This window comes from Virgibacillus salinus (assembly GCF_900102415.1).
Classification (GTDB): Bacteria; Bacillota; Bacilli; order Bacillales; family Amphibacillaceae; genus Lentibacillus; species Lentibacillus subterraneus.
The window spans coordinates 604,650-625,344 of the sequence record NZ_FNKD01000002.1; the positions used below are offsets into that span (position 1 = coordinate 604,650).

The following is a 20,695-nucleotide window of genomic DNA, read 5'->3' on the forward strand; positions in this document are numbered from 1 at the left end:
CTTTCAGTAATCTTTTTTTGTAAGGCTCTTCTTCATATATATTGCTCTTGAACCCTTGCGGATGATATAAACTAAGACACTGCAACAATACTGATTTCCGCTCAGACCCACGATAGCCAGGAAATACAAGAAGACTCCTGCGGGACAGCGATACAGTCCAAGACCTCACAAGCCAGTGAAGAATGAATTGGTGAGGAGACTTGGCGCGAGCCCTGAGGTGCGCGAAGTGTATTTCCGGAGCGGTGATCATCGCTCAAGAATTTTTCCGCATTACGTCGCAGTTTATAGATTTTTGTGTCAAAAACAACAAACTTTTAGAAAACAACCTTTCAGATTTATATTAAGTATGAATTTTATCGTTCTCTAAAATACTAGCGTCTTCTGCCATACCGAATTGGACATTACCCTCGATCCATTTTCTTCGTGGATCAACTTTATCACCCATTAATGTAGTAACTCTTCTTTCGGCACGAGCTAAATCTTCAATCGTTACACGAATGAAAGTTCTGCTCTCTGGGTTCATCGTCGTTTCCCATAACTGGTCCGCATTCATTTCACCCAGACCTTTATATCGCTGAATTATATAGCCATTCTTAAATTCCTTTATGGCTTCTTTCATTTCATCATCATCCCAGGCATAAACAGTCTTTTCTTTTTTACCTTTACCTTTAGAGATTTTATAAAGTGGTGGTAAAGCGATAAAAATCTTTCCTGCTTCAACTAAAGAACGCATATATCGGTAAAAGAAGGTCAATAGCAGTACCTGAATATGTGCGCCATCTGTATCGGCATCTGTCATAATTATAATCTTATCGTATTGAACATCCTCTAAGTCGAAATCTCCTCCAACACCAGCTCCGATAGTATGGATAATTGTAGAAATTTCTTCGTTCTTAAATACATCCTCTAGTTTTGCCTTTTCTGTATTAATAACTTTACCACGTAATGGTAGTACTGCTTGGAATTTGCGGTCCCTGCCTTGCTTTGCAGATCCCCCAGCAGAATCACCCTCCACTAAATAAAGCTCATTCTGTTTTGGATTTCTGGATTGAGCAGGAGTAAGCTTTCCACTTAATAATGAATCTTTACGTTTTTTCTTTTTTCCAGACCTTGCATCTTCCCTTGCTTTTCTGGCTGCTTCACGTGCTTCTTTTGCTTTAACAGCCTTTCGAACTAACATGCTCGCAACGTCAGGGTTTTCTTCTAAAAAGTAGGATAATTTTTCAGAGACAACTGAATCAACTGCTGAACGTGCTTCTGATGTTCCAAGTTTTCCTTTTGTCTGACCTTCAAATTGTAGTTTTTCTTCAGGTATTCGCACGGATACAATAGCTGTAAAACCTTCACGAATATCTGTACCTTCTAAATTTTTGTCTTTCTCCTTAAGGAGTGCATTCTTTCTGGCATAATCATTAAATATTCGTGTAATCCCTGTTCGTGCACCGGATTCATGAGTTCCGCCATCTTGCGTTCGTACATGATTCACAAAAGATAGCATACTTTCTGCAAAACCATCATTGAATTGAAATGCAAAATCAACCTCAATTCTCTGCTGTTCCCCTTCAAATGATACAACAGGATGAAGTGTATCCTTCTCTTCGTTCAGATAAGAAACAAAAGATTCAAGTCCATCTGGAAACTGATATTCTTCTTTTACTTGGTACCGCTCATCTGATAGCTCAATCTTCAATCCCTTTAAAAGAAATGCTGCTTCGCGTAAGCGTTCCGTTATTGTTTCAAAATTATAAACAGTTACGGAAAAAATGCTAGGATCGGGCTTAAAGTGAATAATAGTACCTTTCTTTTTTGTTGTACCTTTTTTCTCCAGTGAACCGGCCGGCTTACCACCATTCTCAAAGCGCTGAATATATTTTTGTCCATCTCGAAAAATGGTTACTTCTAACCATTCAGAAAGCGCATTTACAACGGAAGCCCCAACACCATGCAAGCCACCACTGGTTTTGTAGCCACCTTGTCCGAACTTACCTCCAGCGTGCAATACTGTGAAGATAACTTCTGTCGTTGGTTTCCCTGTATTGTGCATACCTGTTGGAATCCCTCTGCCATTATCTTCGACAGATATGCTGTTATCCTTATGTACTGTCACTTTAATCACATTACCATAACCTGCTAATGCTTCATCGACAGCATTATCGACTATCTCAAAAACCAGGTGATGTAATCCGCGTTGATCCGTACTGCCTATATACATTCCAGGTCTTTTTCTTACAGCCTCAAGACCTTCTAGTACTTGAATTGAATCATCTGTGTATTGTAATGATTGCTTTACCATTCAGCTGTAGACTCCTCTCCGAACTATAAAATTGTTATTGTTAATATTTTTATATTAGAACAAACGTTTGTAAATGTAAAATTACTTCTTTAATAGCAACTATATAAAACTATACTAACTTAAGATACGATAATAAGTATACTATAATTTAAGTAGAGCGCAAAAAAAGAATGACCAATCAAGGCCATTCTCATATCAATCTTCTTAAACGAGAATGGAATGTGCTACCTTTATGCACATATCCATTATAACCATAAAGTCCCGTTCTGTTAAATAATCATATGCTTCCTGGCTACTGAGACCTTGCTGCGCCCAGAACACTTTGCAGTCTGTATTTGCAGCCTCTTCTGCAATTGCAGGCAAAAATTCTGATCGCCTGAACACATTAATAATATCAATCGACTCTTTTACATCAGATAAAGAATTATAGGCTTTTTCACCGAGCACATTATCAACTTTAGGATTAACCGGAATAATTTTATAACCTTTATCCTGCATTATTTTTGAAATTTGATAAGATGTTCTATCAGGATTATCGGAGAGACCCACGACTGCTATAATTTTTGCCGAGTCCAAAACATCCTTAATTTTATCATTAGTCGGATTTTCCCATTCCACGTGTTATACCTCCTCTATTTATCAATTAAACCTTGCTCCTCTAAATACTCACGAGCAACAGTTTCTGGTGGTTTATCTTCATAATCAACCTGGTAGTTCATCTGACGCATTTGATCATCGGTTATTTTACCACCGAGTTGATTTAATATTTTTTCTAGATTGGGATATTTCTCAAGTGTGTCCTGACGTAACAGAGGTGCACCCTGATACGGCGGAAATAAATTTTCTGGATCGTCCAGCGTCACCAAATCTTGCTCTATCATATAACTGCTCGTTGCGTAAGCGTCAATAACATCAACTTCACCATTCGATAATGCATCCTGACGAATTCCTGGTTCCATTGTTTTCACATTTGCGATATCCAAGTTATAAATTTCCTGCATTCCAACATACCCATCGTAACGGTCTTTAAATTCTAGTGTGAAACCAGCAGTTATATCATTCTCTATTTTATTCAAATCACCAATCGATTTTAGGTTATGCTTATTAGCAATCTCTTTTGTTGTTGCAACAGCGTATGTGTTATTAAACTTCATAGGTTCCAGCATAACCATACCGAACTCTTCCATCATTCCAAGTCTTGCTTGCTCATAAACTTCATGTTTTTTATTACTATTCGCTTTTTGTTCCAAGTGAGTTACGATAGCTGTTCCAGTAAATTCAGGGTATATATCTATACTGCCATTTTCTAAAGCACTAAATACAAATGACGTTTTGCCTAATCCTGGCTTAAGTTTAACATTTAAATCAGTCTCTTCTTCAATAAGAAGTTTGTACATATTTATCAATATTGCTGGTTCTGAACCAAGTTTTGCTCCAATAGTTAAATCAGCCTTCTTGGCTGAAGTAAACAATAAGGGTGATGCAACAACTAATACAGCTATAATTAACATTGCAATAAAAGATTTAAAGCCTGTTCGCTTAGAGACACGTTCAAAGCCTCGCAATATAAAATCAAGGGCGATTGCCAATAACGCAGCAGGAATTGCACCTAATAATATGAGGTTTAAATCTGCTCCTCGATCAATACCCAATAGGATAAGTTCTCCTAACCCACCAGCCCCAATTAATGCAGCAATAGTGGTTGTGCCAACAATTAGTACCATTGATGTGCGAACACCAGCCATTATAACAGGCATAGCAATTGGAAGTTCTACTTTTGTTAATCGTTTTAATGAGTTCATACCCATACCAGTTGCAGCCTCTTTTAAAGCTGGATTCACTTCTTTAATACCCGTATATGTGTTTCGTAAAATTGGCAGTAAACCGTATGCTGTTAAGGCAATGATTGCAGGGGTTGTTCCAATACCAAAGAAAGGGATCAAAAATGCCAGAACAGCTAAACTTGGTATCGTCTGCATAACAGCAGATACACCAATTATTGGTTCTGCCACGCGTTTGTACCTAGTCAGAATCAGCCCTAATGGGACGGCAATAATTATTGCAATTATTAATGACATTAGTGAGATTTGTAAGTGTTCCCAAATTGTCTCTAGTAATATATCCTGTCTTCTTTGAAAAACGGAGATAAATTCCTGCATTAGTGGATCACCCCGTTTTCCATTTTAGTTTTGCTTTTTAGAAATGAAACAATATCCTTATAGCTAAGTGTAGCAACTAACTTGCCTTCTTTTAGTACAGGGAACACAAGTTGGTCACTAGTTTCTAAAATCTCTGCTGCTTTATAAAGCGGCATATCATTATCTAGATATTGAACAGATCGCTCTTGGCCATCCTCCACAGCCCCAACAAACATATCATTTTCATCCTTTACAATTAACAACCCTCGACTTGGAAAATTATTTTCTTCAAACTCATTTTTTGATATGACAATCGATAGGGATTGATCTGCTATAACATCAATAGCAGTTTGCCATGGGGACTTTCTTTCACCAATAAAGTCTTTCACATATTGAGTTGCTGGTCTTAAAATAAGTTGCTGTGGCGTGTCTACCTGTACAATTCCACCATTTTTCATAAGACATACTTTATCCCCAAGAGCCATAGCCTCATCAATATCATGCGTGACAAAAACGATTGTCTTTTTAATTTCCTTTTGCAGTTTTCTGATATCACTTTGTAATTGTTCACGACTGATTGGATCAAGCGCACTAAAGGGCTCATCCATTAAAATAATATCAGGATCAGCAGCTAACGCACGGATAACACCAATCCGCTGCTGTTCGCCACCAGAAAGTTCATTAGGCATTCTTCTCTGGTATGTGGACGGGTCAAGTCCAACCATATTAAGCAATTCTTTATTTCTTTCCTGAATTTTTTTTCTTTTCCATCTTTTCATTTCGGGAACAACAGCTATATTTTCCTCAATTGTCAAATGTGGAAACAAGGCAATTTCCTGAAGCACATATCCAATGTTCCATCGCAGCTCATGAATATTGTAATCGTTAATATTTTTTTCATTTATGTATATATTACCTGCTGTCGGTTCAATAAGTCGATTGATCATCTTCATAGTTGTCGTTTTCCCACACCCGCTTGGTCCTATTAAAGTTACCAACTCTCCTTCATTTACTTTCAATGAGAAGTCTTTTATAGCCTTGGTACCATCTGGGTATACTTTTTTCACATTTTTAAATTCAATCACAGACCTCTTCCTTTACACATTGATTTTAGTTTTATAGCAATAACTTTTACCCCTAACTACTTACTTATAAACATTATACCGAACTAATTTAGTTCATTAAAGGTTCTTTGAATAACTACTTCATGGTAAAATAATATATAGCTTAATTTTTACAGGAAGGAAGGTAAGAGTGTGGAATATATAGTATTTGCAATTATTGCGTATTTATTGGGTTCCATCCCATCAGGGCTTATTGTTGGTAAGCTTGGCTACAAAATTGATATCCGAGAGCATGGAAGCGGCAACCTGGGTGCAACAAATACATTTCGAATCCTAGGAATAAAAGCTGGAATCATTGTTACGATAGCAGACATTTTAAAAGGGACGGCTGCGACACTTGTCCCACTATTCTTCGATGTCGAAGTGTACCGGTTAGCAATCGGGTTATTTGCAGTTTTAGGACACACTTATCCCTTATTCGCTAAGTTTAAAGGAGGTAAAGCAGTTGCAACATCCGGAGGAATTTTATTAGGTATCAATCCTCTCTTATTTGCAATTATAGTTACATCTTTCATCTTAACATTATATGTTTCCAAGTATGTTTCACTATCTTCAATGATAACAGGAATCGTCGCAGTCGTTATCTCCATTATTTTACAAGATATAGGTCTTATTATTGTTACTGTTGGTTTGGCTGCTTTTGTATTTTACCGTCACAGTGAAAATATTAAACGAATTAAGAATAAAACAGAACCAAAAATTAAATGGATGTAGACCACCATTAAGCCAAAAAATTGAATATTAATTTTTGCTTAAGTATACTGTGGTTATGTAAGTTTAGAAAGGGGTCACCGATATGGATAAAATAAAATCATTCCCAAAAAAGCAGTTACCGAACAAAATTCAACGACATAAACTATTTGGTTCTGTGCAGCCCGGCCCAAGAACGAAGCCTAGTGAAAAAAAAGAAATGGCAGATTTACAGAATACAAAAAAAGACTTCTTATTTGACCTCGATGAAGTAGGTATTGAGAATGTTAAACATCCTATTACTGTTAAGAGCAGTTTAGTACCAAATGAACAAACTACAATTGGAACATTTAAATTTTCTTCAAGTATAGATAAAGCAAGTAAAGGTACAAATATGAGCCGGTTCACTGAACAGCTTCAATCATATTATCAAAAGGGATTTACAGTTGACCTTTTGACACTTAAGACATTTACGAAAGATTTAGCAGATCGTTTAAAGCAATCGGACGCTGAAGTTGAGGTCAGTTTTCCCTGGTTCTATGAAAGAAAGGGACCACAATCGAATCTCCCAGGAATGAACCACGCTGACATTACGCTCAACGTGAAATATGATGACGTTAAAGGCTATACTATACAAGCTTCACTGGCATCACTTATTACAACACTCTGTCCTTGTTCCAAGGAAATAAGTGAGTATAGTGCGCACAACCAACGTGGACTTGTTAAAATGACTGTATCACTAGCTGATGACTTTGACGAAAGATTATTAGATTGGAAAGAAACATTACTAGAAGCAGCTGAAAGCAATGCAAGCTCCAGACTGCATCCGGTATTAAAGCGACCCGATGAAAAAATGGTTACTGAGCAGGCATACGAGAATCCACGGTTTGTGGAAGATATGGTGCGCTTGGTTGCAGCTGATATATATGAAATGCCTTTTGTCACCAAGTTCAGCGTAAAATGTCGCAATGAAGAATCTATCCATATGCATGATGCCATAGCATCAGTGACATATGATAAACTGCAAAACGAAATGAATGAAGGCTAGCTATATGAAGTACATCTTCATTGGTTTAATAAAATTTTATCAAAAAGCCATTAGCCCATTTAAGCCACCAACCTGCAGATTTCTTCCAACATGCTCAGAATATGGATTGTTAGCCTTTAAAAGGTTTGGTGTTATTAAAGGAGGCTATTTAACTATTAAGCGTATAAGTAAATGCCATCCTTTTCACCCAGGTGGGGTTGATGTAGTACCAGATAAGAAAGAATAGTAATCCGTAATTCTTCAAGGAGTTGAAAGGATTGAATATACAAATAACTAACGAAGCTGCAAAGTGGTATAAAAAGGAATTCGAAATAGATCATCAAACACAATTACGATTTTATGTCCGATATGGGTTTGGTGGGTTTATACCAGGATTCTCATTAGGGGTTAGCTATGACACTCCAAAAGATGTGCACACTTCATGCAATGCAGAAGGAATAAAGTTTTTTATTGAGAGTAAAGATGCTTGGTATTTTGATGATAAAGATTTAAAAATAGAATTAAATAAACAAGCACAAGAACCTGAATTTAAATACTTGTAAGAGACCGACTCAAAAGGATAATTTGAGTTAACAAAATCCAAATAAATAACCCCGTACCGCTATAAGAATGGTACGGGGTTACTTGTTTAACACTGATTTTACTTACACTAGTGGGGCTTTAGATTTTGAGAAATTACTTTTGGGTCACTCTCTTTAGTTATTGTTATAAGTTAAATTTTCTAAGATGACTCCATTGCTTCTCACTCGTTAGTATCGATTTTTGCTTCTCACCAAATAAGTCGAAATGGGGATATTTTTCGTCCATATGAATCCAATTAGGCTGAAGATTGTATAACTTTCCCCAAGCAATTAATTTATCTAAATCGCTACAGCCAACTTTTGTGACAGTATAGCATCCCGGAAATCGTTCATCCATCCAGTAATGTGTTAAAAAAGCAATGCGGCCACTACTTACTTCTGATTTCCATTCTATTAGGTCTTTTCTAGCTAAACCGAAAGCCATTAGGATTCCCCATTTATTTGTTTCATATATGCTTGATGCCACTCAGGGAATGCTTTTCTTAAAGATATCGGACGAAATGTATCTTTATGTACAATAACATGTTTGGTTGTCCCGCTAACAGCAATATCACCATCTTGATTTATAATGTTATAAGCATAAACAGTACGAATTCCATCATATGTTTCAACCCAGGTTTCTACTGCAGTATCTTCCCCATAACGAATTGGTTTTTTAAATGAGATTTGCGCGTCTACAACCGGGGATACAATATTTTGTTCTTCGATATCTGAATATAACAACCCTAAGTTTTTTATAAACTTTGTACGACCGATTTCAAACCAAACCAAATAGTTTGCATGATAGACAACCCCCATTTGGTCTGTTTCCTGATACCTTACTTCTATTGGTGTACGTACTTTATTCAACAAATATCCACCCTTTCATTACCATTACATCCAACATTTTATCACAAATCTATGTTTAAATAGGATACTTTGCTTAGTTAGAAACTTGACTTATCGCCAAGTCCTTATGGCATGGCGTGTCACTTATGCAGAAGAAAGCGTTTTTACCTAACGGCCATAGAAAACCTCAAACCATTTCATGGCTTGAGGTTTATCTGATCATGACCTTGATTCGTCGCTGATTTCCTGTCGCATTCCTTCAACAGCTTGTTCTCGCCGTTCGTTTTTTGCTTTTATATTTTCTTTTTCTTTACCAGATGAAAATTCCATTGTTTCATCGGCTTCTTCCATATTCTCGAGTGTATCCTGCACCATGTGCTGGAGTTTTTCCACGTTATCACTGCGATCATCAGGTTTCGGTTTGTTGTTATGTTTATCAGTCATTCGACTACTCCTTTTTATTAAAATTATATCCCACCTTTTACGGTGATCTTTTCTTAATTTTTACTTTAAACCGGATATTATACAATATTAAAAAGAGCATCAAATTGGGTTACAATTTAATGCTCAACTTATTGATTGCTTCTCCAAAACCGAACCACTTAATTTAAGGAGACCAATGCCATTATTGTTCCGTTTTCTTTTTGTTAAGCAAACGGTGCTTCATTTCAAAACCTTCCTCAATTTCTTCTAAACGTGTTCGGTCTTCTAAAATCTGCCTTCTATTTTCTTTTACCAGCTCATCAAAAGAGAGTCTTTTCTTCAGTGAAATAGTAATCCACTCCTTTTTACAAGTAGTATTACCATTTCTTAGTAAATATATAATTTATTTTAACTTGTCTAACATTTTAGTCATATACTCATATGTCATCGGACCAGATTTATGAGGCTGTTGAATCTTGCCATCCGTTCCAATAAAATAGGTTGTCGGGATGATAGTAACACCATATTTTTCACTGGCATCCATTTTCTTATCTAAAGGGACTGGGTAAGTATAGTTATGTTTCTTAATATATTCTTTGGCTGCATCAACACCAACTTCATTCCCTGTAAGATTCACAGCAACAACTTCTACTTCATCTTTGTGTTCTTCATAAAACTTTTGCATTTCAGGCATTTCTTTTTTACATGGGTTACACCATGATGCCCAAAAATTTAAAATAACTTTCTTCCCGCGTAAATCAGATAGTTTGAACGTGTCACCTGAAAGTGTCTGCAGTTCAAAATCTGGAGCCATTTTTCCAGGTTTAATCCCAGTCTGTCCGGGAGCTTTAATACCAGCTCCTTCAGCATTGCTCTCAGTTGTACCTGAACCACTTGATTCTTTCGTATTATCATCAACAAAGCTAAAAATAACAATGATACTAAGTGTGACTAATACTGCTATTCCAAGTAATTGTTTTATCATTATGAATCCCCTGCCTATATCCTTCAATACTCATATCGTATTGCTATTTTATGTATATGTAAAGCATATTGGAATATTGTTCATAAATACTTCATATCAGAAAACTTGGTTTATACTGATTTCTAAATTTCTTATTAATTTCCTATCAATGTAAAAGAGCCAATGTATCGTTAGTCCGATACATTGGCTCTTAAAATTTTATTTTAGTTTGTTACGTAAGACCATTTGAAGAATACCACCATGACGGTAATAATCAATTTCAACATCACTGTCAAAACGAGCAATTACATTAAATTCAGTAGTCTTGCCATCTTCAGCAACTGCTGTAACCTTAACAAGATCATGAGGTTTTACGTTCTCATCAATTTTCACATCAAATGTTTCTCTACCAGTTAAGCCTAGTTTATCAGCACTTTCACCTGCTTCAAACTGTAATGGAAGTACACCCATCATTACAAGGTTTGAACGGTGAATTCGCTCGAAACTTTCTGCAATAACAGTTTTAATACCAAGTAAATCTGTACCTTTTGCAGCCCAATCACGTGAAGATCCCATACCGTAATCTTTGCCACCTATTACTAGTAAATCTGTACCGTTTTCCTGATATTTCATTGCAGCATCATAAATCGGCATAATTTCTTCAGTTGGCCAATAGGTTGTGTAACCACCTTCAGTTCCTTGTGCCAATAGGTTACGTATACGAATATTAGCAAACGTACCACGCATCATTACTTCATGGTTACCACGACGTGAACCATAGGAGTTAAAGTTTCTTGGTGATACATCTTTTTCTTGCAGATACTTTCCTGCTGGCATATCTTTTGCAATAGCACCAGCTGGTGAAATGTGGTCAGTAGTAACAGAGTCTCCAAACTTACCAATAGCTCGAAGTTTGTTTAATGGCTCCACTGCCCCTTTTTCTTTAGTTAGGCCTTCAAAGAATGGTGGATTTTGAATGTACGTTGAATCATTATCCCATTCGAATAAAGGCTCATCAGTTGTTTGGATTTGATTCCATTTTTCATTTGAATTAAATACGTTTTCATATTCTTTACGGAAAATTTCAGGTTTTACAACACTTTCTACAGTGTCTTTGATTTCTTCCATTGATGGCCATATATCAGCTAAGTAGATTGGCTCACCGTCTGCATCTGTTCCAAGTGCCTCTTTTGTTAAATCAACATCAACAGTTCCTGCGAGTGCATATGCAACAACTAATGGAGGAGATGCTAAATAGTTTGCTTTCACAAGTGGATGGATACGTCCTTCAAAGTTACGGTTACCTGATAGTACCGAAGAAACAGTCAGATCACTTTTCGAGATAGCTTCCTCGATTTCCGGACGAAGCGGTCCTGAGTTACCAATACAAGTTGTGCAACCATAACCTACTAAGTTAAATCCTAAGTTATCAAGATATTCATTTAAACCTGAATCCTCTAAGTAACGCGTAACAACTTTAGAGCCAGGCGCAAGTGATGTCTTCACATATTCAGGCACAGTTAAACCTTTTTCGACAGCTTTTTTCGCCAATAGTCCTGCACCTAACATTACATATGGATTAGAAGTGTTTGTACACGATGTAATTGCAGCAATAGCAAGTGCACCTGTTTTCATAACAGACTCTTTATCGTTAGTATGCTTAACAATTGCCTCTTTATCAAACTCAGATTTGTCCATACCAAAACCTTGGTTACCTTCTGGTGCTGTAATTGCTTTATTAAACTCTTTTTTCATATTGGACAAAGAAATTAAATCCTGAGGACGTTTTGGTCCGGAAAGATTTGGTTCCAACTCAGATAAATTAATTTCCACTAGTTCAGAATACTCAGGATCCTCTTGATCTGATGAATACCAAAGATCATTTTCTTTACTGTACTTTTCAACTAAGTCGATATGTTCTTCACTTCGTCCTGTTAGTCTCATATAACTTAACGATTCTTCATCTACTGGGAAGAAACCGCATGTTGCGCCGTATTCAGGAGCCATGTTTGAGATTGTTGCACGATCAGCAAGTGGCATATCTTTTAGACCAGGTCCAAAGTATTCTACAAATTTTCCAACTACTTTCTTCTCACGCAGAACCTGTGTAACCTTTAACGCTAGGTCAGTAGCAGTTGTTCCTTGTGGAAAGCTCCCAGTAAATTTAACACCAATTACTTCTGGAGCTGGAAAATAAGATGGCTGGCCAAGCATACCTGCTTCTGCTTCAATACCACCTACCCCCCAGCCAAGGACTCCCAAACCATTAATCATGGTTGTATGAGAGTCTGTACCAAATAATGTATCAGGAAACGCTTCATACGATCCATCATCATTTTCTAAGCCATGAACAACATTTGCAATGTACTCAAGGTTTACTTGGTGTACGATACCTGTTGCTGGTGGAACAGCACGATAATTTTCAAATGCCTTTTGTGCCCAATGCAAAAATTCATAACGTTCACCATTACGTTCAAATTCAAGATCCATATTTGCTTTAAGTGCGCCCGGTGTACCGTATTGGTCCACTTGTACTGAGTGATCAATAACTAAATCAACTGGTACCTCCGGATTAATTTTATTTGGCTCTCCACCCAAGTCCACCATCGCCTTACGTAGTGAAGCAAGGTCAACAACTGCTGGAACACCAGTAAAGTCCTGGAGGATTACACGTGATGGTTTGAAAGGAACATCTACACCTTCCCCATCCTTAGTTCCCCATTTTGATAGCCCTTCGATGTGATCATCTTTGATAACATGACCATCTCTTTGGCGAATAAGTGATTCCAAAAGAACCCGTATCGAAAATGGCAGACGTGATACTTTTCCGAGTCCTGCATCTTCAAGTGCTTTTAATTGATAGTAATTATACGTTTTACCATTCAAATCAAACTGCTTTTTTGCATCAATTCCCATATAAGATATACCCCTTTCTGTCATCCTTAATTGTCATATCCTTCAAGGGATTTTGACAAAAATATTATTCTACTAATATATCTTATATGAAATTATTATATAAAACAAATGTTTATTACCCGATGCCATATATTAATAAATTATTAAAAGTGATAATAAATACTTATACTACAATAAATATAATTGGAATAATAGTTATAATTTCAAATTACTTTGCTTCTATTTGTTTTGGTAAAATAATTCTAAAAGTACTTCCTTTATTCTCATTTTGCAGTATCTCTAGCTTGCCATCATGCCTCTCAAGAATTTGTGTTGTAATCATTAACCCGAGTCCTGTACCAGATTGCTTCGTAGTGAAAAAAGGTTCTTTTAATTTATGTATAATTTCTTCAGGTATACCAGGCCCTCCGTCAATTACATCCAACAGAATACTATCTTCACTTGTTAAAACATTTAATTGGATATTACCTGGTTCTTCCATTGCTTCTATAGCATTTTTAACGATATTTATTAGTACTTGTTTTATTTGCGAACGATCACAATAAACAGTCTGACTGCCCGTTTGTTCAAAGAGAATATCGATATTCTTGAGCTTGGCCTGGGGTCGTAAAAGCGTAATAACATCTACAACCATTTCTTGTACTTTTTCAATTTGCTTGTTATCCGTTAGGGGTTTTGATATGAAAAGTAGTTCTGAGGTGATAGTTTCCATTTTCTCAATTTCATCAATCATGATCTTATAATATTCTTCTTTTCTATTCACTCCAGCCTGCAGAAGCTGCAGAAACCCCTTTAACGAAGTCAAAGGATTTCGAACCTCGTGGGCGATACCGGCAGCGAGTTGACCAGCAACTGACATCTTTTCCGAGCGAATCATCATTTCTTCTGCTTCTTTTTTATCAGTAATATCTTTTACTGCAGCAGCATAATAAATGTTATCATTTGAATCTTTTATTTGAGAAACCAAATTCTCAGTCCATATATTTTTTCCATAAATGTTTTGGATCATTATATTAAAAAGTTGGGATGAGTCCTGATTTGTGTCAAAATGATTTTTTATGTATGTTACATCTTCATTAGAAACTTTTTCATACCACTGTGTACCAAGCAAATCTGTTACCTTATAACCTAGCAATTGTTCAACTGATTTAGATATGTAGATAATTCTTCCGTTTTTATCCCATATAGCTATAAATCCATTTGTGTTTTTATCTATCCATTCAAGTATAGAAGGTGGTAACGCTGCAATATTATTAAAGAAACCTTGAGGATCAGGAGTAGTGGTGGGATTTTGTTTATTTTTGTTATTTTCTACCTGTTGGTTACTATCTTTATTCTCCAAGGCATTCACTCCTTATTATGGAATTTTATACAAATTAATTTTATACACTAATAAATATGACAAATTAAACTAAAATATGATAGACATATGAATGATTTCATCCTTTTATAATTGTATAAAATTATAGTATAATTAACGTAGATTGTAAAAATTTCTTTTAAAAGGAAAATGTGATATACCTAATTATTGTCATGTTACTATAAATAACGATAAAAATAAATGTTTCTTATGGAATATCTTGTAAATAGAGGAAATGGATTTCTTATCTAATAAAGAATCAGGTGATATTATGTCAGTAATTGTTGATTATTTAATTGTATTGTGGGGCTTTTTACTAATATGTTTAATGGGTATTGGCGGCTTTTTTATGTTTCGCAAGTTTTTAAAGCGATTACCAAAAGAAGACGGCAAGTCGAACATGGATTGGGAAGAATACTATATGGAAAAAACAAGTCATATGTGGGAAAGTGAAGAGAAAAAATTATTAGAAGACCTTGTATCCCCTGTTCCTGAATTATTCAGGGACATTGCACGGCAAAAAATCGCCAGTAAAATCGGAGAAATTGCATTACAGAAAAAAAGAAAGAAGATCAGCCAGGATGTACTTATAGAAGGTTATATTTTAGCCACACCAAAACGAGATCATAAGTTTTTAAGAAAAAAGATGCAACAAAAGAATATAGATATTACACCGTATGAGTATTTATTTGAATAGGAAACTTAGCAGTTAACTTTCTTAACTGCATAAAAAAACGCGTTTATACTTAAAGTATAAACGCGTTTTTAGATTTTAAGTTCCTGAGTATACAATCTGTTTTTCCAGCTTTTTGAACTTATAAAGCATAGCAATTCTCCATGTCACAATCATACCAAATGCAAGTAAGAAGAACATTCCACTGGTCTCACCAAAGGATATTGTAGCACCTATTGCAAGCTTCATAATTATTCGGGCAAACAATAGTCCAAACAAAATAAAAATAAATGATTTTGACGGTATTAGATAAATATCTTGATCCCTGATTTCAAATTTGGATGTTTTAATAAGAAAAACAGAAAAAATAACTCCAACAGAGAATGCTTCAATAACCTGCGCCCAATTAACTTGAAATTCAGGAAAAATAAACATCAATGCCCCAGTACTCATGAATAATGGTGGTAAGATAATCTTTTTCACAGAAGCTGGCTGTTTTGATGCCTTTAACCGTATAAATATCATCGTAACAGCCATAAAACATGCAACAACTGTACTTGCTATTAACCAAAACATGAAGTATCACTCTTTCTTATTAACTAGCTTATATGTTCGAATTCATGTAGAACCCTGCTTATTGTATCTAATACCCGATTTTCATCAAACGGCTTAACAATAAAATCTTTAGCACCAATTTCAATCGCTTCTACTACGACTTTTTGTTGTCCCATAGCGGAACATACGACGATTTTAGCTTCAGAATCATATTCCATAATTTCTTTAATGGCATCTATTCCATTCATAACTGGCATTGTAATATCCATTGTAACTAAATCTGGCTTCATTTCCTTGTACAGTTTAATAGCCTCTTCACCATTTTCTGCCCCGCCGATAACCTCATGTTTGTCTTCTTTAACAATTGTTTCTAAAGTAACCCGCATAAAATTCGCATCATCAACTATAAGTATTCTTGCCATTAGATTATTACCCCCAATAATCGTTATCGATCATTCGCTACTGATAGAATGATCGTAATTGTTACTCCTAATACAGTTATATATACTCCGATGTCAAATAACATTGCAGTGGCAAGCTCTATTTTACCAAAAATAGGAAAGTGGAAGTAACCATATGTATGTGATAGAAAAGTTTCATTAAAAAAGAAAGATCCGATACCAGTTCCAACAGCAAGTAATAAGCCACTGGGTATCAAAATTCGATAATTTACAGGCAGGATTTTCTCAAGTGCCTCTAATCCATAAGACATATACATCAGTACTATTGCTGATGCAGTCATTAGTCCACCAACAAATCCACCACCAGGTGCATTATGACCAACTAGAAGTAAATACATGGAGAATCCTAATAGAATAAAAACTATTAATGATGTCGTGGTGCGCAAGATGAGATCATTTGGTCTATACATATATTTAATACCCCTTTTAATTGAATATAAAGAATATTGGTGGATACTTTCTTATATTTACTTAACAGTTCATCTTATTAAAGTGTAATATAAAACTTTCAAAAAATCTACTCACTTTACCTAAAAACCCTGAAACCCAAACCAACCAGCTAAAAATGCTGTCAATTTTGTCATCCAGTTAAAGAATAAGGCGATACCCATAAAAATCATAATGTAGCCCCCAACTTTAACTATTTTCACACTATGACGCTTAATCCATCCTAATTTGCCAATAAAAAATGAAAGAATTATAAATGGCAATGAAAAACCAAGTATATAACTTATCATCATGATCATACCAAGGTCAGGCTGGGTGGCTGCAAGTGATATTACGATCGCTAAAATAGGACCCATACATGGTGTCCATCCTAACGAAAAGGCCATACCAATAAGAAATGAACCAAAAAAACCGGCTGGTCGGTTCTTAAAAGTGATTTTCCGATCCTTCATAAGGAATTGAAAATTAAAGATATCTACAATAACAAGGCCAAAAAAGATAATTAAGATAGCTCCAATTTGCCTTATAATAACTTTGTACGTTGTTAAAAATTCTGATACAAATGAGGTGGAAAAACCAAGTATTATGAAAATACCAGAGAAGCCAAGTAAAAAGAAGATCGTATGTAATAAACTTTTTCTATTAAGCATCTTGTTGTCTTCTTTAATCTCATTTACACTCATACCTGTTATGTAAGATAGAAAAGCTGGATACAAAGGTAATACGCAGGGAGAGATAAATGATAAGAATCCCGCTCCAAACGCTAGGAATATATTTATTTCTGACATGGTAATCCTCCTAATTAGAATACTGCATACATTTTAACAGAACTTTCTCTAATCAAAAGCAATTGAATTTGACAATTATCCAACACTTGCCTTGAAGTAAAAAAACCCTGTTATCTTCTAGTAACAGGGATTTATATGCATTACCACTTAAATAATCAATAAGTGTTATTTATTGTTTTGATTATTCATTGAACGCATCATTTGATTAATTTTTTTCTGTGATGGTTTCTGTCCCATTTGCATCATTAATGTACGTAGCATTTGTTCATTAATTGGTGGATTCTTCTTTAAATAGTTCATCATATATTTTCTTGCAATAAAAAATCCAAGAGCAACACCTGCAATTAATGCTCCAATACCTATTAATATAACCCAGATCATGTCCATTCAAGCTTTCCTCCTTCGTGTTGTCTCTCATACAGTATAGTAAATCAAAGATAAGAATACAATACTTGTCCTGTCTTGTTCTTCTTCCCTTGTATAACTGGAGAAATCCAACCATAATTTCTTAAATCATTTCCCACTATAAATAAGTACGGTTGGAATAACCGCAAAGCAGGAAATAATAATTCTTCGGCATCATGTATCATTTCACTTCGAAAGTTTATCTTTTTTTTCTGTATATGTAAAGAAATATATTGGATATCTTTATAAATTTTAAGTCGGTTACCTTCAACTTTCATATTACTGTTATTTGGGTGATTATTTGTAATATGAGAGATTAGTGATGATTTTGGGAAGTCTAACGTAATATACTCATATTGCCGTTCAAGATCTTCTCTATTTTTGTTCATTTGGTATTCTTTTATAAAGCGGTACAATACTTCACTGTTATGAAAAAAATGATGCGCAAATTCTTCTTTTATCCAGTAAATAGAGTAATGATTCAACAAAAACCCTCCTCATTTACCTTCAATTATACGCATTTTAGTTTAAAATTTTGTCATACCGCGTTGCAAACAAGCACTAGTTTTGTCGATAAGGGAACAAAAGCACAAGCGCCTGTTCAGCGCCGTATGGACTGCGCCCGCGCATCGCGGGTGGGTCGACGTTGCCGCGCAAAGCGGCGGTCTTAGTCGATCTTCCTTTTCCCTGAGATAAAGGATACACGAAGAGCGTAAGCGATTCGATGTTGACTTATCGTAGACACGGGGAGGGAAGTCCACTGGCGCTAGGCGCTGGAGCTGGACGTCGCTGACTCGGAAGTCCAGTTATCCACTGTACTTATATTTTATAACTTCCTATACAATTAGAAAACTTGTCATTCGCCAAACCTTAGGCGAATTGCCTTAGTTGCACTTATGCAGTAAGAATTTATTTATACCTTCTTAACTGTTAAATTAAGATGACCCTACCAGTAAGGGCCATCCTAAATATATCAAAACTTATTTTAATAGTGATTCAACATGGTCAACAACGTTTTCAACAGTAAAACCATATTCTTCAATAACTTTATCGCCTTTTGCAGATGCACCAAATCCTTCAATTCCTAAAACTGAGCCTTGGTCACCAACATATCTTTCCCAGCCAAATGGTGACGCCATTTCAATTGCTAACCGTTTTTTAACATTAGGCGGAAGCACATCATTCTTATAAGCTTCACTTTGTGCGTTAAAACGGTCCCATGATGGCATACTTACAACATTGACATCAATACCTTTTTCTTTAAGGGCATCTTTAGCTTTAATAGCCAGCTGCACTTCAGATCCTGTTGCTAATAATAAAGCATCAGGTGTTTGTTTTTCTGTTTTGCTTATTACGTATGCACCCTTTTTTACACCTTCATAGGCATGTTCTTTTGTGCCTTCTAATGTAGGTAATCCTTGTCTTGTCAGTACAAGTGCAGTCGGTTTGTTTTTCGACTCTAGTGATAAGCGCCAAGCAGCTTGAACCTCGTTGCCATCAGCTGGACGAATTAGTGATAGTCCTGGCATTGCTCTTAATGATGATAACTGTTCAATTGGTTCATGGGTTGGACCATCTTCTCCAACCGCAATTGAATCATGCGTAAATACATATGTTACAGGTACATTCATTATTGATGAAAGACGAATTGCCGGACGCATGTAGTCACTAAATACAAAGAATGTCCCAACATAAGCTTTCAGCCCACCATGTAATGCTATACCATTTACCGCAGCTGCCATGGCAAATTCACGTACACCAAACCACACATTTTTCCCAGCATAGTTTTTACGGGAGAAATCATTTTCATCTTTAATTGTAGTCTTGTTAGAACCTGCTAAATCAGCACTTCCTCCAAAGAAATAGGGAACTGCATCTGCAACTGCATTCAGTACTTCACCGGAGGAAGCACGAGTTGCACTTGAATCTTTCCCTGCCTCATAACTAGGGAGATGTTTATCCCAATCTTGAGGTAACTCATCATTTATTGCCAATTCTAACTCAGTTGCAAGCTCTGGATACTTTTCTTTATATGTGTCAAAAAGCTTATTCCATTTATCCTCTGCATCAGCACCATCTTTTCCAATCTTCTCTTTAAAGTCTGCATAGACTTCATCTGGAACTTGGAAATCATCATGTGACCATTTATAATACTCTTTTGTTAGTTTCACTTCATCTTCACCAAGTGGTGCACCATGGGATGCTGCAGAAGCAGATTTATTTGGTGAACCGTAACCTATAACAGTTTTTATCTCAATTAACGTTGGCTGTTCAGTATTCTGTTTTGCTTCATTAATTGCATTTCGTATAGCTGTTAAATCGTTACCATCCTCTACATGTATAACTTGCCACCCGTAAGCCTTGAAGCGGTCTTCTGTATTATCTGAAAATGCTCTATTCAAATCACCATCTAGAGAGATATCATTTGAATCGTATAATGCAATCAACTTTCCAAGTCCTAAATGACCAGCTAGGGAAGCTGCTTCGTGCGAAATGCCTTCCATTAAATCGCCATCACTAACAAGAGCATACGTATTATGATCAATTATTGATAACTCATCCTGGTTATATTTTGCTGCAAGATGTGCTTCAGCAATTGCCATTCCAACTGACATTCCAAGACCTTGTCCTAATGGACCAGTTGTTGCTTCTACTCCATCTGTATGATGGACTTCTGGATGTCCTGGTGTTCTTGAATTCCATTGACGAAAAGACTTTAGATCATCAATAGTTACATCATATCCTGATAAATGTAGCAACCCATATAATAGCATGGAACCGTGTCCAGCAGACAACACAAAACGATCACGATTAAACCACTTTGAGTTACTCGGGTTTTGTTTCATAAAATCAGTCCATAAGGTATAAGCCATTGGAGCGGCCCCCATCGGTAGGCCTGGATGACCAGAGTTAGCATTTTCTATTGCATCAATTGCCAATGTACGTATCGTATTAATAGATAATTGTTCGATATCTTGTGACAAAAAAATTCCCCTTTCCA

General features: G+C 35.9%; 23 protein-coding genes. 5 read left to right on the top strand and 18 right to left on the bottom strand.

What is annotated here, in order from left to right:
• Positions 1-340 precede the first annotated feature (340 nt).
• The 4 genes from parE to BLS02_RS09910 all read right to left on the bottom strand — a co-directional run bounded on the left by parE (position 341) and on the right by BLS02_RS09910 (position 5,516).
• On the bottom strand, positions 341-2,293 hold the full coding sequence (gene parE / locus BLS02_RS09895; RefSeq protein ID WP_092492840.1) for a DNA topoisomerase IV subunit B: 1,953 nt from the start codon (positions 2,291-2,293) through the stop codon (positions 341-343).
• A 204-nt stretch (positions 2,294-2,497) separates the two neighbouring features.
• Entirely contained in the window at positions 2,498-2,911 is a 414-nt protein-coding gene (locus tag BLS02_RS09900) for a CoA-binding protein (protein WP_092492841.1), read from the bottom strand.
• Positions 2,912-2,925: 14 nt separating this feature from the next.
• Positions 2,926-4,452, bottom strand: a complete 1,527-nt coding sequence (locus BLS02_RS09905) for an ABC transporter permease/substrate-binding protein (RefSeq protein ID WP_092492842.1) — start codon at positions 4,450-4,452, stop codon at positions 2,926-2,928.
• Complete coding sequence (locus BLS02_RS09910; protein ID WP_092492843.1) at positions 4,452-5,516, bottom strand: ABC transporter ATP-binding protein; 1,065 nt, start codon at positions 5,514-5,516, stop codon at positions 4,452-4,454. The genes BLS02_RS09905 and BLS02_RS09910 overlap by 1 nt, the downstream gene beginning before the upstream one ends.
• A gap of 171 nt (positions 5,517-5,687) precedes the next feature.
• Between BLS02_RS09910 and plsY the strand changes: the two genes are divergently transcribed.
• From plsY to BLS02_RS09930, 4 genes are all read left to right on the top strand, one after another.
• Positions 5,688-6,269: a glycerol-3-phosphate 1-O-acyltransferase PlsY gene (gene plsY, locus BLS02_RS09915; RefSeq protein ID WP_092492844.1), complete on the top strand. Its 582-nt coding sequence runs from the start codon at positions 5,688-5,690 to the stop codon at positions 6,267-6,269.
• An 82-nt stretch (positions 6,270-6,351) separates the two neighbouring features.
• Complete coding sequence (gene folE2, locus BLS02_RS09920; RefSeq protein WP_092492845.1) at positions 6,352-7,293, top strand: GTP cyclohydrolase FolE2; 942 nt, start codon at positions 6,352-6,354, stop codon at positions 7,291-7,293.
• A 4-nt stretch (positions 7,294-7,297) separates the two neighbouring features.
• Positions 7,298-7,519 (top strand): membrane protein insertion efficiency factor YidD, encoded by a 222-nt coding sequence (gene yidD, locus BLS02_RS09925; RefSeq protein ID WP_092492846.1) that lies wholly within the window; start codon positions 7,298-7,300, stop codon positions 7,517-7,519.
• Positions 7,520-7,550: 31 nt separating this feature from the next.
• Complete coding sequence (locus tag BLS02_RS09930) at positions 7,551-7,835, top strand: HesB/YadR/YfhF family protein (RefSeq protein ID WP_092492847.1); 285 nt, start codon at positions 7,551-7,553, stop codon at positions 7,833-7,835.
• Positions 7,836-7,998: 163 nt separating this feature from the next.
• On the opposite strand, the gene BLS02_RS09935 is transcribed toward BLS02_RS09930, so the two are convergent.
• The 7 genes from BLS02_RS09935 to BLS02_RS09965 form a co-directional block, all read right to left on the bottom strand.
• The gene (locus BLS02_RS09935) at positions 7,999-8,298 is read right to left on the bottom strand and encodes a hypothetical protein (RefSeq protein ID WP_092492848.1); all 300 of its coding nucleotides are present in this window, start codon (positions 8,296-8,298) and stop codon (positions 7,999-8,001) included.
• Entirely contained in the window at positions 8,298-8,723 is a 426-nt protein-coding gene (locus BLS02_RS09940; protein WP_092492849.1) for an acyl-CoA thioesterase, read from the bottom strand. The genes BLS02_RS09935 and BLS02_RS09940 overlap by 1 nt, the downstream gene beginning before the upstream one ends.
• Positions 8,724-8,921: 198 nt before the next feature.
• A complete protein-coding gene (gene tlp / locus BLS02_RS09945; protein ID WP_092492850.1) occupies positions 8,922-9,146 on the bottom strand; it encodes a small acid-soluble spore protein Tlp in 225 nt (74 codons plus the stop codon).
• Positions 9,147-9,327: 181 nt separating this feature from the next.
• The gene (locus tag BLS02_RS19325; RefSeq protein ID WP_342729147.1) at positions 9,328-9,528 is read right to left on the bottom strand and encodes an FbpB family small basic protein; all 201 of its coding nucleotides are present in this window, start codon (positions 9,526-9,528) and stop codon (positions 9,328-9,330) included.
• On the bottom strand, positions 9,529-10,110 hold the full coding sequence (locus tag BLS02_RS09955) for a TlpA family protein disulfide reductase (RefSeq protein ID WP_092492851.1): 582 nt from the start codon (positions 10,108-10,110) through the stop codon (positions 9,529-9,531).
• Between the two features lie 198 nt (positions 10,111-10,308).
• On the bottom strand, positions 10,309-13,005 hold the full coding sequence (gene acnA, locus BLS02_RS09960) for an aconitate hydratase AcnA (RefSeq protein WP_092492852.1): 2,697 nt from the start codon (positions 13,003-13,005) through the stop codon (positions 10,309-10,311).
• Between the two features lie 208 nt (positions 13,006-13,213).
• Complete coding sequence (locus BLS02_RS09965; protein ID WP_175559474.1) at positions 13,214-14,347, bottom strand: ATP-binding protein; 1,134 nt, start codon at positions 14,345-14,347, stop codon at positions 13,214-13,216.
• Between the two features lie 289 nt (positions 14,348-14,636).
• Here BLS02_RS09965 and BLS02_RS09970 point away from each other — a divergent pair, with 289 nt between their 5' ends.
• Positions 14,637-15,062, top strand: a complete 426-nt coding sequence (locus BLS02_RS09970; protein ID WP_092493239.1) for a DUF2621 family protein — start codon at positions 14,637-14,639, stop codon at positions 15,060-15,062.
• A gap of 75 nt (positions 15,063-15,137) precedes the next feature.
• On the opposite strand, the gene BLS02_RS09975 is transcribed toward BLS02_RS09970, so the two are convergent.
• From BLS02_RS09975 to tkt, 7 genes are all read right to left on the bottom strand, one after another.
• The gene (locus BLS02_RS09975) at positions 15,138-15,614 is read right to left on the bottom strand and encodes a CcdC family protein (RefSeq protein ID WP_092492853.1); all 477 of its coding nucleotides are present in this window, start codon (positions 15,612-15,614) and stop codon (positions 15,138-15,140) included.
• A 23-nt stretch (positions 15,615-15,637) separates the two neighbouring features.
• Complete coding sequence (locus tag BLS02_RS09980) at positions 15,638-16,015, bottom strand: response regulator (protein WP_092492854.1); 378 nt, start codon at positions 16,013-16,015, stop codon at positions 15,638-15,640.
• Between the two features lie 23 nt (positions 16,016-16,038).
• Positions 16,039-16,464, bottom strand: coding sequence for a Na(+)/H(+) antiporter subunit B (locus tag BLS02_RS09985; RefSeq protein WP_092492855.1), 426 nt, complete (start codon positions 16,462-16,464; stop codon positions 16,039-16,041).
• A gap of 120 nt (positions 16,465-16,584) precedes the next feature.
• A complete protein-coding gene (locus tag BLS02_RS09990) occupies positions 16,585-17,289 on the bottom strand; it encodes a cytochrome c biogenesis CcdA family protein (RefSeq protein ID WP_092492856.1) in 705 nt (234 codons plus the stop codon).
• Between the two features lie 165 nt (positions 17,290-17,454).
• On the bottom strand, positions 17,455-17,676 hold the full coding sequence (locus BLS02_RS09995) for a YneF family protein (protein ID WP_092492857.1): 222 nt from the start codon (positions 17,674-17,676) through the stop codon (positions 17,455-17,457).
• Positions 17,677-17,720: 44 nt separating this feature from the next.
• Positions 17,721-18,179, bottom strand: coding sequence for a sporulation inhibitor of replication protein SirA (gene sirA / locus BLS02_RS10000; protein WP_175559475.1), 459 nt, complete (start codon positions 18,177-18,179; stop codon positions 17,721-17,723).
• Between the two features lie 495 nt (positions 18,180-18,674).
• Positions 18,675-20,678, bottom strand: a complete 2,004-nt coding sequence (gene tkt / locus BLS02_RS10005) for a transketolase (RefSeq protein ID WP_092492859.1) — start codon at positions 20,676-20,678, stop codon at positions 18,675-18,677.
• Between the last annotated feature and the right edge of the window lie 17 nt (positions 20,679-20,695).

Bases quoted from the DNA above. Each gene is read 5' to 3' on its own strand.
- parE (WP_092492840.1), bottom strand. From the start codon at position 2,293: ATGGTAAAGCAATCATTACAATACACAGATGATTCAATTCAAGTACTA.
- yidD (WP_092492846.1), top strand. From the start codon at position 7,298: ATGAAGTACATCTTCATTGGTTTAATAAAATTTTATCAAAAAGCCATT.
- BLS02_RS09935 (WP_092492848.1), bottom strand. From the start codon at position 8,298: ATGGCTTTCGGTTTAGCTAGAAAAGACCTAATAGAATGGAAATCAGAA.
- BLS02_RS09985 (WP_092492855.1), bottom strand. From the start codon at position 16,464: ATGTATAGACCAAATGATCTCATCTTGCGCACCACGACATCATTAATA.
- BLS02_RS09975 (WP_092492853.1), bottom strand. From the start codon at position 15,614: ATGTTTTGGTTAATAGCAAGTACAGTTGTTGCATGTTTTATGGCTGTT.
- BLS02_RS09970 (WP_092493239.1), top strand. From the start codon at position 14,637: ATGTCAGTAATTGTTGATTATTTAATTGTATTGTGGGGCTTTTTACTA.
- BLS02_RS09990 (WP_092492856.1), bottom strand. From the start codon at position 17,289: ATGTCAGAAATAAATATATTCCTAGCGTTTGGAGCGGGATTCTTATCA.
- folE2 (WP_092492845.1), top strand. From the start codon at position 6,352: ATGGATAAAATAAAATCATTCCCAAAAAAGCAGTTACCGAACAAAATT.
- tlp (WP_092492850.1), bottom strand. From the start codon at position 9,146: ATGACTGATAAACATAACAACAAACCGAAACCTGATGATCGCAGTGAT.
- BLS02_RS09995 (WP_092492857.1), bottom strand. From the start codon at position 17,676: ATGGACATGATCTGGGTTATATTAATAGGTATTGGAGCATTAATTGCA.
- BLS02_RS09955 (WP_092492851.1), bottom strand. From the start codon at position 10,110: ATGATAAAACAATTACTTGGAATAGCAGTATTAGTCACACTTAGTATC.
- BLS02_RS09905 (WP_092492842.1), bottom strand. From the start codon at position 4,452: ATGCAGGAATTTATCTCCGTTTTTCAAAGAAGACAGGATATATTACTA.
- acnA (WP_092492852.1), bottom strand. From the start codon at position 13,005: ATGGGAATTGATGCAAAAAAGCAGTTTGATTTGAATGGTAAAACGTAT.
- BLS02_RS09980 (WP_092492854.1), bottom strand. From the start codon at position 16,015: ATGGCAAGAATACTTATAGTTGATGATGCGAATTTTATGCGGGTTACT.